Genomic DNA, 14,394 nt, shown 5'->3' with positions numbered 1-14,394 from the left:
ACTTCGTGGTCTTCGACCCCACCGCCGACGTCGGCTCTGAGATCAAGCAACTGACCGGCGGCGCAGGCGTACAGGTGGTCTACGACGCTGTCGGCGGGGTGACCACTCCGGCCGCGTTGGCCTCCCTTGCCCTGCGGGGCAGGCTGGTGGTCATCAGCGCCGTCGGCACCCGCACAGTCGACATCGATCTGCTCGACCTGTACCACAACGAAATTCGTATCTTCGGCACGGACAGCACCAAGCTGGGTGTCGTCGACTCGGCGCGGCGCCTTCAGGAGATGGCACCCTACTTCGAGTCCGGGGAATTTCGGCCACTCCCGATCACCAAAACGTATCCGCTCGACGACGCGGCTTCGGCCTATCAGGCCGTCGCCGACCACATAGCCGGCCGCGTCGTTACCCGGCCTTGACATCAACGTCAACCAATCCAATCGCAAAGAGAGGCAAGGCAATGTCATCCGACCTGAACGAACAAACCATTACCGAGGCAGTCCAGCGGACTTTCGACACGTCGACCGATCCGCGCTTCCGGCAAGTGCTCGTCTGCCTAGTGCAGCACCTACATGATTTCGCGCGTGAGGTGCAACTGACCGGCGAGGAATGGTTCACCGCCATGGATTTCCTTGAGCGAGTGGGCAAAATCTCCAGCCCAACCCGTCAGGAGGTGATGTTGCTATCCGACATCCTGGGGTTCAGCATGCTGCTGGACAGGATCAACCAGCACAGCGGATCATCGGTTACCGCCTCGGCTTTGCTCGGCCCGTTTTACGTCGAGGGCCGTCCGACGGCCAACAACGGAGACGACATCTCCGATGGCGTGGCGGGTACACCGATGTTCGTCACCGGTCGGGTCGTCGACGAGCAGGGCAAACCGATTGCCGGTGCCCACGTAGATACCTGGCACAGCGACGGAGAGGGCTTCTACGACGTTCAACAGACCGAGAAGCTGCACGACGAGTTCGCCATGCGGGCACTGCTGACCACTGACGATGACGGCCGGTTCTGGTATCGGTCCATCACGCCCCGCTATTACCCGACGCCCACTGACGGCCCCTGCGGCGAAATCATGCGTGCCGCAAACCGAGCCGTCATGCGCCCACAACATACGCACTTCTGGTTCCACGCCGACGGCTACCAGCCGCTGATCACCCAACTGTTCTATCGAGACGATCCGTACATCGGCCAAGACGCGGTCTTCGCGGACGTGGAGTCGCTGCAGGCAGATTACGTGCGCCACGAGCCCGGTGTCGCCCCAGACGGGACGACGGTCGAGGAGCCCTTCGTGACCCTGGATTGGACCTTCGTTCTCGCCGCCCAACCAGACGGAAAGTAGAAGGAGCCAAACCAATGTCGCGGATACCGCTCGCCACCGCCGACCAGCAGCCTGAGGAGATCCGCCAGTGGATGGCGCGCCGCGGCAATCTGAATGTGTTCCGACTGCTCGCCAACACCCCCCATGTGTTCGCCGGGTGGACGCAGATGGTCGACGAGCTGTTCGACAGCCCTACCTTTAACCTGCGGATGCGGGAAGTGATCATCTTGCGGGTTGCCCATCTGCAGGACTCGCGCTACGAGCTCGCTCAGCACACTGAAATCGCCCGCAGCGCCGGGCTGAACGAGCAACAGATCAACGCCATCATCGGTACGGGAGACCTGGACGCGGCCGGCTTCAGCCGCACCGAACGCACCGCGCTCGACGTCGTTACCGAGTTGTGCAGCACCCACCAACTGAGTGAAAGCTCCTTCGCCGCAGCCCATGCCGTCTTCGGCGATGAGGCTTTCACCGAGCTGCTGATGATCCTCAGCTGCTATTACGGGCTGGCGTTGGTGCTCAACGCAGCGGACCTGGACATCGACGCCACAGCCCGGTTCCAACCCTGACAGGAGAACTCACATGACCCGAATCGCGTACCGTCAGCTCGACGAAATGACCGAGCGGGCTCGCGAATTAACCGTCGAGCGCGGCAATCTCAACGTCTACCGTGCGCTGGCTAACGCGGACAAGGTGTTCACCGGCTGGATGCTGGGCGGGCGCGCCGTCCTGAGTAGCCAGGTGGTGCCTGCCCGGCTGCGCGAACTCGTCACCCTGCGCACCGCTTATCTGATGGACTGCCCCTACGAACTCGGACAGCATCGAGACGTGGCCCGCACAGCCGGGGTCAGCGGCGACGAGATCGAAGGCATTACCTCCGAGTCCGATTGGCAAGCAGCCCATTTCAGTCCCGTCGAAGTCGCAGTGCTGCATCTGACGACCGAGCTGCTGACCACACGCAGCGTCTCGGCACCAGTCTTCGACCAAGTGCATACTGCGCTCGGTTCCGAGGCCACCGTCGAGATACTGATGATCATCAGTCGGTACGCGGGTCTGGCGTTGATGCTCAACGCGCTTGACGTCGACCTGGACGAATCCGCCCGGCTGCCGACCCCGTCAACGCAGGAGCCACGTTCTTGACCACTCACCAGAGCCCGTTCCGGGCCGATCTCCTGCAGGGGAAGGTGGCATTAGTCACCGGCGGCGCTACCGGGCTGGGACTGGAGACCGCTCGGGTACTGGGTAGTCACGGGGCTCGCGTCGCCATCTGCAGCCGCAAGGAAGCCAATCTCCAAGCGGCGGTTGCGGCGTTGCGGCAGGAGGGGATTGAGGCCTCCTACAGCATCTGCGACGTCCGCCGTCACGACGAGGTGACGGCGGTCATCGAGGAAGTGCTGCGAACATTCGGTCAACTCGACGTCGTCGTCAACAATGCGGCCGGGAACTTCCCCGTCCCGATCAGCGACCTGAGCCCTAACGGGTTCAAGGCCGTGGTCGACATCGACCTGTTAGGGACATTCAACGTATCGAAGGCGGCTTACGAGCTGTGGCTGCGTGATCACGGTGGCGCCGTGGTGAACATCAGCGCGGCGATTCAGTACCGCGGCATGGCGTTGCAAGCGCACGTGGTTTCGGCCAAGGCCGGCATTGATGCACTGAGCCGCGCTTGTGCGATCGAATGGGGGCCCGACGGGGTTCGCGTCAACATCGTTGCCCCAGGGGCGATGTCAGGGACCGAAGGGGTGAAGCGAATCGCCGGCGATGACCAACACCGCGCCATCCAGAATCCCCTCAGGCGGTCCGGCTCGACCACCGAGGTGGCCGAAGCGGTGCTGTTCCTGGCCAGTGACGCGGCGTCCTATGTCACCGGAGCGACGTTGGTCGTCGACGGCGGCGGTTGGCTGACAGCCAGCGGCGTGCCGGATTTACCTGGCTACCACTGACTATGAGATGTAGCCTCGCGGCAACACCGAGAAGTCAATGCAGGCCGCGGCCAATACGTCGCCCAACTCGGGAGCGACTGGCGCGCTGAGCTTGAGCAATACGCCGGCTGACGGTGGTTTCAGGGCGCCGACGTTTTGGTTGAGTAGCCATAGGGTGGTCTCTGCTGCGATACCGCTCCACCCATTTTGCGCCCTCATCAAGGTGAGGACACCGAGTTCGTCGCCGGCGGGCGAGAGTATCCGATGATGCCAGCCGCTGTCGGTCTTGGACCCGGTGTGCGGCTGTATCACGGCAAGGGTGGTGCCGCCACCGGTTTCCAACCGTGCCGCGCCGTCAGCCGGCACAATTTTTCCCACGGGTGTGTTCTGCTTTGTGATGGTTGTGGTTCGAGCCACCGCGATACGGAGTTCATCGCCTGCGGTGTTCGACAGCGTGTAGTTGCTTTTGCCCCCGTTCTTGTATCCGAGCAATACAGCAGCACCACCCTTTTGTTGGGCGTGCGCCAACTCGGTGCCGTCGGGCCTGGTTAGCTGAACTCGCAACGCATTGGACGTCGACCTAGTCAATAGCGCGAAGGCGATAGTCGCGTCTCCAAGAATCGGCATGCCAAAATCCTAGTCCTGGTGCGGTCGAGCCCGGATCACCATGACCTCGAAGGACGGTTTCCTAGCCCGAAGGGCCTCGCCGAACTGTGCCTTGTGCTCGAGGTGCATCGCCATCTGATGTAGCCGACGCGAGATCGGGTAAGTCGGACGCCGGACGGTCGATTAGACGCCGATGCAACTCCACTGTGAGCAAATGGATTTGACGTGTTAGGCCACTTCGGGGGTAGACCCGGCGAGTGTTTGCGTGTTCCGGGCGGCCGTCGCCCGGGTGTAGCACGCGACAGCCCCTGCTGACCGAGATTGTCGACGCTCACAATGACGGTGAAAGGTCCGCGCGGCACGATTCAGGGATTAGTAATAACACGCAAGGAGTCCCATTGACTGACGTTGCGGTGGCAGAAGCTGTTCGTCTACAAATAGTTTCCGGCGACAAAAGTGCAAGTCTGTCTGGTGCGTCGCACCAGACAGACTGGACCGTGCCGGTCGCCGAGGTGATCAGCCGCCATCGTGCATGCCCCGCTGCGTCGGAGGTGGTTCAGCGACTCGTCGATGGTAAGGAGTACCGATGACCACGCCAATCTTGCCCGGCAGAGCCGCTCCGCTGGGCGCGACGTGCGGGCCGGATGGGACGAACTTTGCAGTGTCATCAAATGGTGAACAGGTGCAGCTTTGTTTGTTCGACGACAGCGGAGCCGAGACCCGACTGGCGCTGCCGGAACGAGACGGCGACATCTGGCATGGCTTCGTGCCCGGCGTCGGGGAGGGCCAGGCCTACGGTTTCCGAGTCAGCGGCCCCTACGATCGCGCTCGGGGGTTGCGCTACAACCCCGCCAAGCTTCTCCTCGACCCGTATGCCCGCGCGATCGACGGTGAATGCCGGTTCGGCCCCGAATTATTCGACTACGCAATGGATGACAACGCAGCCCCCAGCCTGCTGGATTCGGCCGGTCACATGCCGCGCAGCCTGGTGACGGCGCCGTTGCCACTTGTTTCGCCCGTGCCCGGCCCGGGCCATCCGCTCGCCGACACGATCATCTACGAGGTGCACGTCCGTGGCTTCACCGCAACGCACCCCGACGTACCACCCACGCTGCGCGGCACCTACGCCGGCCTGGCGCACGAGGCGGCGCTCGACTACCTCGTTCATCTCGGCGTCACCGCTGTCGAGTTGCTGCCCGTCCACCACAACGTGCCCGAGTCGTTTCTCGTCGAGCGGGGGTTGACGAACTACTGGGGCTACAACACCATCGGCTTCTTCGCGCCGCACGCGGCGTACTCGGCTGCGGTACGGGCCGGCCGTCGCGGGGGCCAGGTGGCGGAGTTCCGGAGAATGGTCGAGGCTCTACACGCGGCAGGGTTGGAGGTGGTGCTAGACGTCGTGTTCAACCACACCGCCGAGGGCGGGCCCGGGGGTCCAACGCTGTCTCACCGCGGCCTCGACAACACCGCCTACTACCGTCTCGACCCGAGCGATCCGAGTCGCTACATCGACACGACCGGGACGGGCAATTCGCTGAATACGGCCAATCCGACCACGCTGCGGATGATCACGGATTCGCTGCGCTACTGGGTGTCGACGATGGGCGTCGACGGCTTTCGTTTCGACCTCGCACCGACCCTCGGCCGAGCGGACGGCGACTTCGACCCGTTCTCGGCGTTCTTCGATGTGGTAAGCCAGGATCCGGTCATCTCACAGGTCAAGCTCATCGCCGAGCCGTGGGACGTCGGCCGCATGGACAGTTACGACATCGGTCGTTTCCCGCCGTTGTGGAGCGAATGGAACGGACGCTTCCGCGACACCGTGCGCGACTGGTGGCATAGCCACGACGGGCTGCTGGGGGATTTCGCTACGCGCCTGTGCGGTTCGGCTGACATCTACGACCGCCCCGATGAAGGACGCCGACCCAGCGCATCGGTCAACTTCGTCACCGTGCACGACGGCTTCCCGCTGACCGACCTGGTCTCTTACAACAACAAACACAACGATGCCAATGGTGAGGGCAACCGCGACGGCACCGACGACAACCGCTCATGGAACTGCGGAGCCGAGGGCCCAACCGATGATCCTGACGTACTGGCCCTCCGCGCTCGGCAAAGGCGGGCGTTCCTTGTGACGCTGTTGCTGTCGGCGGGGGTACCGCTGTTGTTGGGCGGCGACGAGCTCGGGCGCACTCAGCGGGGCAACAACAACGCCTACTGCCAAGACAACGAGATCACCTGGTTCGACTGGACGACAGTCGACCGTGAACTGCTGGATTTCACAACGGAACTCATCGCATTGCGTCGGCATCATCCGGCATTCCGCAGGCGGCGCTACTACACGGGCAAGGCGGCGTCGGACCTGCGCTGGTTCACAACGTCAGGTGCGGAGATGACTGCCGAAGAGTGGCCAAACCCGAGTGCTCGCAGCGTCGCGTTGTTCATCGACGGCTCAACGGATCCGGATGAGGGTCCCGACGGAACGCCGATGATCGATGACGACTTTTTCGTCCTGCTCAATGCCTGGTGGGAGCCGTTGACCTTCACTGTGCCGGACGATCTGCGCAGCAGACGCTGGGACATCGCCTGCGACAGTTTCGACCCGGCGCGGAAGATTACTGCCTCGCATGAGCTTACGGTGGGGCCGCGCTCGGTCGTGGTCTTGCAGTCGTCGAGTCAACGACTCGGAAACCCATGATCTAAATCCGAGGCACATCTGCTGATCGCCGCTGCTGACGAAGTACCACGCCAGAATAGTCTCCTGGGCCGCGTACTTGGATGCCGTTGCGAAGGCGCTCGAAGTTGTGCAGGAAGATGGCCCTTTCAGAAACAGGTCGACCGCCCCCGCTGCCGCGTCCGGCCAGCACGACCTCAGCCGATTAGGTTTCTGGCCGCTAGTCGGATTACCCTTGCGCCGGTTCGTCGTCGACTGAGGAAAAATCCCTATGCCTGTTCAGTCCACTCTGCGACGCGCACGACCGCTGCGCAGCGGCCGTACCCAACGTGCCGCGCATCGTGTGAATTTCCCGACGGTTGGTCAATGCTTCGAAATCGAAGCCACTCGCGACGCGGACGGGTGGATGATCCGGATTCCCGAAATCGGCGGGGTCGCGCGCGCGAGCCGTCGGGCCACGGTGGAGTTGGCGGCGCGGGAATACATCGCCACCCGAACGGGCATCCCGATCGGTTACATCGCCATCTTTGTCGCGCGCGAGATTGGTTAGCGCCGAGTAGCTTTCGCCGTGTGGCGAAGCCTGACGCGCTGGAGCTAGCCCCAGGTTCACATGGTCACGGTAAGCGGCCAGACCTTCCAGATGTCGTCGCAGTACTCGGTGATGGCGCGATCCGAGGAGAACTTGCCGCTGCGCGCGGTGTTCAGGATGGACATCTTCGTCCACGAGTCCCTGTCCTGCCACGCGGCGCTCACCTGCTCCTGGCAGTTCACGTAGGACGCGTAGTCGGCGCACACCAGGAAGGGGTCGTCGTAGCGCAGGTTGTCGACCAGCGGCCGAAACACCTCGGGGTCACCGAGCGAGAACGTCCCGCCGGCAATCAGATCCAGCACCGCGCACAGTTCGTCGTTGGCGTCGATGTAGTCGGCCGGGCGGTATCCCTTTGCCTTGACCGCCTCGACCTCTTGCTCGGTCAGACCGAAGAGGAAGAAGTTCTCCGGCCCGACCTCGTCGCGCATCTCGACGTTCGCTCCGTCGAGCGTGCCGATGGTCAGGGCGCCGTTGATCATGAACTTCATGTTCCCGGTGCCCGACGCTTCCTTGCCCGCGGTGGAGATCTGCTCGGACAAATCGGCGGCCGGGTAGATTATGTGCGCGTTTTGCACGTTGAAGTTCGGCACGAATGCCACCTTCAGGAACCGGTTGACGTCGGGGTCGGCGTTGATCGTCTCGCCGACGGCGTTGATCAGCTTGATGATCCGCTTGGCCATGAAGTAGCCGGGAGCGGCCTTACCGCCGAAGATGAAGGCCCGCTGTGGAATCGACAGCCCGGGGTTCTGTTTGAGTCGGTGGTACAGCGCGACGATGTGCAGCACGTTGAGGTGCTGGCGCTTGTACTCGTGGATACGTTTAACCTGGACGTCGAACATCCAGTCGGGGTTCAGCTCGACGCCGGCCACCGAGCGGATGTACTTGGCGAGGCGCGCCTTGTTATTGCGTTTGATGTCCCGCCATTCCTGACGGAAGGCCGCATCGTCGACGAACGGCTCCAGCCCGCGCAGCCGGCCCAGATCGGTCAGCCAGCCGTCACCGACGGTGCGGTCCAGCAGCTCCCGCAGGCCGGGGTTGGACAGCGCGAGGAAGCGGCGCGGCGTCACGCCGTTGGTCTTGTTGCTGAACCGCTCCGGCTACAGTTCGTAGAAGTCTTTGAGCACACTGGTTTTCAGCAGCTCCGAGTGCAGCGCGGCGACACCGTTGATGGCATGGCTGCCAACGGTCGCAAGGTGTGCCATGCGGACGTTCTTGCCGCCGTCCTCGCCGATGACAGACATCCGGCGGATCCGGTCCTCGTCGCCGGGGAAGCGGGTGCGCACCTCGTCAAGGAACCGGCGGTTGATCTCGTAGATAATCTCGAGATGGCGGGGCAGCGATTCGGCGAACATGTCCAGCGGCCAAGTCTCCAGCGCCTCGGGCAGCAGGGTGTGGTTGGTGTAGCCGAACGTCGCCACAGTGATGTCCCACGCCTCGTCCCAGTCCAGCTGGCGCTCGTCGACCAGTAACCGCATGAGTTCGGCGACCCCGATAGAGGGATGGGTGTCGTTGAGCTGCAGGGCAAACCGCTGGGGGAGTTCTTTGACGGACACGTCAGCGAGGTCGTCCATGATGTGCAGCACGTGCTGCAGCGAGCAGGACACGAAGAAGTACTGCTGGAGCAGGCGCAGCTGTTTGCCCGCCTCCGGCTCGTCGTTGGGGTACAGCACCTTGGTGACCGTCTCCGACATGACCTCGTCCTCGACCGCCCCGTAGTAATCGCCGGTGTTGAAGGCTTCCAACGCGAACGACTTGACGGCTCGCGCGCTCCACAACGTCAGCACGTTGCAGGTGTTGACGCCGTAACCCTGGATGGGCGTGTCGTAGGCGACGCCTTTCAGCAACCGTCTCGGCACCCACCGGACGCGTTCGTGGCCGGCTTCGTCCGTGTAGTGCCCGGCGTAGCCGCCAAACTTGACCAGGTAGTTGACGTCGGGTTTGGCTATCTCCCAAGGGTTTCCGTGGTCTAGCCAGTTGTCGGTCTGCTCGACCTGCCAGCCGTCGTGGATCTCCTGGTCGAAGATGCCGAATTCGTAGCGGATGCCGTAGCCGATCGCCGGACGCTCGAGGGTGGCCAGCGAGTCGAGGTAGCACGCGGCGAGCCTGCCGAGGCCGCCGTTGCCTAGTCCCGGTTCCTCCTCGCAAGCCAGGACCTCGTCGAAATTCTGACCCATCGCCGCCAGCGCGGCCTTTGCCGTCCGCTCCATGCGGAGGCTCAGCAGGTTGTTGCCCAGCTGTGGGCCCATCAGGAATTCCGCCGACAGGTAGCAGGTCACCTTGCGGCCGAGATCGAGTGAGGTCTGCGTCGACGCCACCCGGCGGTCCTGCATGCGGTCACGCACGGCCAGGGCGAGCGCCTTGTAGTAGTGCTCAGGCCGCAGGGCCGCGGCCGGACGGCCAATCGAGTAGCGCAGATGATCGGTGATCGCCCGCTGCAGCGCGGGCGCACCCATGCCGGTGCGCGAGTGCTCGGCCAGGTCGGGCCGTACGCCACTGGTGGTGGATATTGCGTCGGAGGGTGTCTGATCGACATCGGTCATCGCGAGTCCTACTCCCTTAGAGGTGGTAGCAGCACCGCACGATGGCGCGGCGGCGCGCAGGCCGTAATTCTGGCAGCGATGTTTGCACACCAGGCACGCAATTGACGTCCGCGAAGTGAACGCAAGCCCACGGACTGGCGACGAAACGGCGTTCCGCAGGCACCTACGTCGTCGGGACGTAACGTCCGCGTGTCGGGAACTGTGGGAAAGATGGCTGATGTTGGGCAGCCGGGCCGGTGGCCTGCGGGCCGAAACTGGGTATATGACTCACATGAACCACGAGCGGAGCAGCCAGCACGTCGACCCAACGACCACGGACGCGGGGATTCCGGTCGCCAGTGATGAGCATTCGCTGACGATTGGTACGGATGGCCCGATCCTGCTGCAGGATCACTACCTGATCGAGCAGATGGCCAACTTCAACCGGGAACGGATTCCGGAGCGTCAGCCGCATGCCAAGGGCTCGGGGGCCTTCGGGCATTTCGAAGTGACTGGCGACGTCAGCGCCTACACCCGCGCCGCGGTTTTTCAACCCGGCACCAAGACCGACACCCTGATCCGGTTCTCCACGGTGGCCGGCGAGCGCGGCAGCCCAGACACCTGGCGCGACCCCCGCGGGTTCTCGCTGCGCTTCTACACCTCTGAGGGCAACCTGGACATCGTCGGCAACAACACCCCGGTATTTTTCATCCGCGACGGGATGAAGTTTCAGCACTTCATCCGTTCCCAGAAGCGGCGTGCCGACAACAACTGCCGCGACAATGACATGCAGTGGGACTTTTGGAGTCTCTCGCCGGAATCGGCGCATCAGGTGGCGTGGCTATTCGGCGACCGGGGCATCCCGGCCAGCTGGCGCCACATGAACGGCTACGGATCCCACACCTACAGTTGGATCAACGCCGACGGGCAGATCTTCTGGGTCAAATACCATTTCATCTCCGATCAGGGCATCGAATGCCTCACCCAGGCCGAGGCCGACCGGCTGGTCAGCGTCGACGGGGACTACCACACCCGCGACCTGCATGAGGCAATCAAGCGTGGCGATTACCCCAGTTGGACGCTGAAGATGCAGGTCATGCCGTTCAACGACGCCAAGACCTACCGGTTCAACCCGTTTGATCTGACCAAAGTGTGGCCGCACGCCGACTGCCCGCTGATCGAGGTGGGCAAGCTGGTGCTGGACCGCAACTACACCGACCATCACACCCAGATCGAGCAAGCCGCCTTCGAACCCAACAACCAAGTGCCAGGGACCGGGCTCAGCCCGGACAAGATGCTGCTGGCGCGCGGGTTTTCCTACGCCGACGCCCACCGCGCCCGTATCGGCGTCAACTACAAGCAGATCCCGGTCAACGCCCCCAAGGCGCCGGTGCACAGCTATTCCAAAGACGGCGTGATGCGGACCATCCCCGTCTCGGATCCGGTGTATGCACCCAACTCGAAGGGCGGACCCCAGGCTGATCCATTGCGCACCGCTGAGGCACTGTGGCACGCCGACGGTGAGATGGTCCGTACCGCATACATTTTGCGCGCCGAGGATGACGACTGGGGCCAGGCCGGCACACTCGTCCGCGACGTGATGGACGACGCCGCGCGTGACCGGCTGGTCTCCAACGTCGCTGGGCACCTACTTAAAGGGGTCACCGAAGAAGTCCTGCAACGGGTCTTCGAATACTGGAAAAACATCGACAAAGAAACCGGCGACAAGATCGAAGCCGCAGTACGCAACGAGTCGTCCTAGCGGCCGCCTGGGGGCACCGCTGGGTGGTCGGAAGCTTCTACTCCGGCCAGCTGTTGCTGAGGATGATCTCGACGAAGTCGTCACGGACGAACGAGTCGTCGAAGTGTTGCAGCACATCGGCATTGACGGTCCCGAAGGTGCTACGCGGCCGGTGCTTCATACCATCGGTGAACGCCCGCAGGATCCGGTTCTTGAAATCGGGTCGAGGATGCGCAGCGGTGACCGCCTCAATTGCCTCTGCGGACAGATCATTACGGCCGATGCCCAGCACGTCAGTCTCCACACCTGCTGTGACGAGTGCGATTTCGGGCTCCAGGAACTCCGGCACGCCGGGCGTCGTATGCAGCGCAATGGAAAGCCAGACCTTACCCGCGGCGGCTTCATCAATGCCGCGCTCCAGCAGGAAGTCCCGTGCCGCGTTGGCGCCGTCGACCTCGAATCGCAGCGTCGACGTCCGGTAGCCCTCGGTGAGCCCGATGTCGTGGAACATCGCGCCGGCATACAGCAATTCGAGGTCGGGCTGCAGACCACGCCGATGACCTTGCAGTGCGCCGAAAAGGAAGACCCGGCGGGAGTGGTTGAACAAAAGCTCGTCTTCGGTGTCGCGGATGTACTCGGTGATTTCGCGCACCAGCGGGGTGTCGGGGATGACGATGCCGGCGATGGACTGCGTTGATGCGGCGGTCATGGTGGGTCCTTTCGGGTGGATTAGTCAATTCAACACCGGCGCCGATGTATCTCGATGTGTCTGATATGCCACGTTCCCCACAGAAACTGCCATAATCGGAGTATGGCCGCCGAGCGCCGTGTTGTCGTGATCGTCGTATTCGACGGTGTGAAGTTGTTGGACGCGGCCGGGCCGGCCGAGGTGTTCGCGGAGGCCAACCTCTTCGGGGCCGCGTACCGACTGATGTTCGCGTCAGTCGATGGGCGGGACGTCACGACCTCGATCGGTGCGCCCTTGGCTGTCTCGGGCCGCGTCGCCGACGTCAACTCCGCCGACACCGTGCTCGTTGCCGGCGGCGATAATCTTGTCGGTCGGCCCATCGATTCCGCGCTCGTCGACGCGGTGCGGAACGTGCCGCCGATAACCCGTCGACTGGCCTCGATTTGTACCGGGTCGTTCATTCTGGCCAAGGCCGGTCTGCTGGCCGGCCGCCGAGCGACAACGCACTGGCGCCACGCCGGGTTACTCGCCCGGGCCTATCCCGACATCACCGTCGAACCCGATGCGATCTTCGTTCGCGACGGCAATGTCTACACCTCGGCCGGGGTGTCGGCGGGAATCGACCTGGCGCTCGCGCTGGTCGAAGAGGACCATGGCGGCGAGCTTGTCCGTGATGTCGCGCGGTCGCTGGTCGTGTTCTTGAAGCGAGCCGGCGGGCAATCACAGTTCTCGGCGATGCTGGATGCGAATCTGCCACGGCAATCGGCGATTCGTGCCGTGACCGACGCGATCGCGGCGGAGCCGGCGTCAGACCACTGCGTGGGGAAGCTGGCGGTGCGGGCGTCGCTCAGCACTCGGCAGTTGAACCGGTTGTTCCACACCGACCTGGGCACCACCCCTGCGCGCTTTGTCGAAATGGTCCGAATCGACGCAGCCCGAGCCGCGCTGGATAACGGCCATAGCGTGGCGGCGACTGCGAGGCTGGCGGGTTTCGGCAGTGCAGAAACGCTGCGGCGTGTCTTCGTCAGCCAGCTCGGTGTCTCGCCGAAGGCCTATCGGGACAGGTTCCGCACGACGCGCTCAGAAACCGCATCCGCGGCTAAACCGTAAGGGTGCTAGCTGGCTCCAGGCGGCAGGAAGTTGTGGTCGATGAGCGACTGCAGTGCGTTGCGGAAAGAGTCCTCGGTGTCGATGGCTTCGGTGAACCCGGCTTGACGCAGCTTGACGGTACTGACAAAGGCGCGGGGCCCTTCCGGCGCGCCGTAGGCAAACGCGAAGTCCGCGTGCTGGTCACCGTGACCGACCAGCTGGCGCAGACTCAGCGGTCGAAGGCCGTACTTGATGACGATGCGATCCCACAGGTCGGAGTGGGCAAGATAGCCGGCCAAGCTCATCGGAGTATCCGGTCCGGCCTCGACGCCCAGGGTCTTGGCCAGCGCCGGCCACACATTCCGCCATTCAAAGACGTCGCCGTTGGTGATGTTGAATGCCTCGTTGGCTGCGCGAGGTGAATCCGCAGCCCAGACCATCACATCGGCGACCAGGTCGGCGTCGGCTGCTTCCCAGACGAACGACGGGCCACCAGGAAAACCAAACAGTTCGCCCTTTTCGCGTTGGATCGCGGCGTACACGCCAATGGCCGGAAGCACATTCAACGCACCGGGTGTCGGACCGGTGACGAGTTGCGGGCGCAGGGCCGTGTAAGTGAACCCATGCTTGGCGCCCATTTCGCGGACGTAGTCTTCTTGATCCAAGAAGAAGTTGTCATGCCGGTCACGCGGATCGCTTTCCCGTGCCGGGATGGGGATCGGGTGCAGATGCACGCCGTAGACCTTCGTTCCCTGCAGGATGCTGATGTGCTGAAAGTCTTTGGCGTTGGACAAGATCGGTTCAACGACGTTGCGCAACATGGCATTGTTGGTTTCGATCTGGTCTTTGCTTGACCAGCCCGCGACGAGTTCGGGCTTTTCATGCAGCGCCGTGTAGGCGATGTGCGTGATGTCGGTCAGCGGCTCGAACGCCGCACGGGCCGCTTCGCGGTCCCGCAGATCGACCGAGAGAACCTCGATCTCCCGGCCGCTGAACAGCTCGGGCTTGCGGCGCGAAACGCCGACGACTTCCCAGCCCGCGGATAGGAACTTCTCGATCGCGGCAACCCCGAGCAGACCGCTCGCGCCGGTGACCAACACCTTCTTAGACATGACGACCTCCGTTGCCTGGTAGGCGGGCGCTAGCCACCGATCGCTAGCTGACCACCGGTGACCTGCAGGATGGCGCCGTTCACATAGCTCGCTGCCGGAGAGGCCAGAAACGTGATGGCGTTGGCGATCTCGTCGGGCGAGG

The 14,394-nt window shown here is 63.4% G+C and carries 13 protein-coding genes and 1 pseudogene; 9 read left to right on the top strand and 5 right to left on the bottom strand.

The features are described from left to right. The 5 genes from ACLQI9_RS15790 to ACLQI9_RS15770 all read left to right on the top strand — a co-directional run. A partial coding sequence (locus tag ACLQI9_RS15790) for a zinc-binding dehydrogenase (RefSeq protein WP_442391898.1) occupies positions 1 to 410 on the top strand: 410 nt, incomplete at its 5' end. 41 nt (positions 411 to 451) lie between these two features. Further along, entirely contained in the window at positions 452 to 1,333 is an 882-nt protein-coding gene (locus tag ACLQI9_RS15785; RefSeq protein ID WP_442391897.1) for a dioxygenase family protein, read from the top strand. A gap of 14 nt (positions 1,334 to 1,347) precedes the next feature. Then, positions 1,348 to 1,881: a carboxymuconolactone decarboxylase family protein gene (locus tag ACLQI9_RS15780; RefSeq protein WP_442391896.1), complete on the top strand. Its 534-nt coding sequence runs from the start codon at positions 1,348 to 1,350 to the stop codon at positions 1,879 to 1,881. A 13-nt stretch (positions 1,882 to 1,894) separates the two neighbouring features. Then, positions 1,895 to 2,452 (top strand): carboxymuconolactone decarboxylase family protein, encoded by a 558-nt coding sequence (locus tag ACLQI9_RS15775; protein WP_442378046.1) that lies wholly within the window; start codon positions 1,895 to 1,897, stop codon positions 2,450 to 2,452. Further along, on the top strand, positions 2,449 to 3,255 hold the full coding sequence (locus ACLQI9_RS15770; RefSeq protein WP_442378048.1) for an SDR family oxidoreductase: 807 nt from the start codon (positions 2,449 to 2,451) through the stop codon (positions 3,253 to 3,255). Before ACLQI9_RS15775 ends, ACLQI9_RS15770 begins: the two co-directional genes overlap by 4 nt. Here the strand turns inward: ACLQI9_RS15770 and ACLQI9_RS15765 are convergent, their stop codons facing one another. Beyond that, on the bottom strand, positions 3,256 to 3,861 hold the full coding sequence (locus tag ACLQI9_RS15765) for a hypothetical protein (RefSeq protein WP_442378050.1): 606 nt from the start codon (positions 3,859 to 3,861) through the stop codon (positions 3,256 to 3,258). 565 nt (positions 3,862 to 4,426) lie between these two features. On the opposite strand from ACLQI9_RS15765, the gene glgX reads away from it, so the two are divergent. Both glgX and ACLQI9_RS15755 read left to right on the top strand, forming a co-directional pair. Further along, complete coding sequence (gene glgX, locus ACLQI9_RS15760) at positions 4,427 to 6,538, top strand: glycogen debranching protein GlgX (RefSeq protein ID WP_442378051.1); 2,112 nt, start codon at positions 4,427 to 4,429, stop codon at positions 6,536 to 6,538. A 382-nt stretch (positions 6,539 to 6,920) separates the two neighbouring features. Then, positions 6,921 to 7,064, top strand: coding sequence for a long chain fatty acid-CoA synthetase Faa4p (locus ACLQI9_RS15755; protein ID WP_442378080.1), 144 nt, complete (start codon positions 6,921 to 6,923; stop codon positions 7,062 to 7,064). Positions 7,065 to 7,120: 56 nt separating this feature from the next. Here ACLQI9_RS15755 and ACLQI9_RS15750 read toward each other — a convergent pair. Next, positions 7,121 to 9,556, bottom strand: a pseudogene (locus ACLQI9_RS15750) (glycogen/starch/alpha-glucan phosphorylase). 349 nt (positions 9,557 to 9,905) lie between these two features. Between ACLQI9_RS15750 and ACLQI9_RS15745 the strand changes: the two are divergent. Beyond that, entirely contained in the window at positions 9,906 to 11,384 is a 1,479-nt protein-coding gene (locus ACLQI9_RS15745; protein ID WP_442391895.1) for a catalase, read from the top strand. 37 nt (positions 11,385 to 11,421) lie between these two features. On the opposite strand, the gene ACLQI9_RS15740 is transcribed toward ACLQI9_RS15745, so the two are convergent. Then, positions 11,422 to 12,072 carry an HD domain-containing protein gene (locus ACLQI9_RS15740; protein WP_442378055.1) on the bottom strand — a complete coding sequence of 217 codons (651 nt, stop codon included), beginning with the start codon at positions 12,070 to 12,072 and terminating at the stop codon, positions 11,422 to 11,424. Between the two features lie 102 nt (positions 12,073 to 12,174). Between ACLQI9_RS15740 and ACLQI9_RS15735 the strand changes: the two genes are divergently transcribed. Next, positions 12,175 to 13,161 carry a GlxA family transcriptional regulator gene (locus tag ACLQI9_RS15735; protein ID WP_442378057.1) on the top strand — a complete coding sequence of 329 codons (987 nt, stop codon included), beginning with the start codon at positions 12,175 to 12,177 and terminating at the stop codon, positions 13,159 to 13,161. Between the two features lie 5 nt (positions 13,162 to 13,166). On the opposite strand, the gene ACLQI9_RS15730 is transcribed toward ACLQI9_RS15735, so the two are convergent. Both ACLQI9_RS15730 and ACLQI9_RS15725 read right to left on the bottom strand, forming a co-directional pair. Beyond that, on the bottom strand, positions 13,167 to 14,252 hold the full coding sequence (locus ACLQI9_RS15730) for an SDR family oxidoreductase (RefSeq protein WP_442378059.1): 1,086 nt from the start codon (positions 14,250 to 14,252) through the stop codon (positions 13,167 to 13,169). A gap of 29 nt (positions 14,253 to 14,281) precedes the next feature. Further along, complete coding sequence (locus ACLQI9_RS15725) at positions 14,282 to 14,380, bottom strand: hypothetical protein (protein WP_442391899.1); 99 nt, start codon at positions 14,378 to 14,380, stop codon at positions 14,282 to 14,284. Positions 14,381 to 14,394 lie beyond the last annotated feature (14 nt).

Origin of the sequence: Mycobacterium sp. (assembly GCF_052143115.1) — a bacterium.
GTDB lineage: Bacteria > Actinomycetota > Actinomycetes > Mycobacteriales > Mycobacteriaceae > Mycobacterium.
This window is presented reverse-complemented; position numbering and strand designations above follow the sequence as displayed.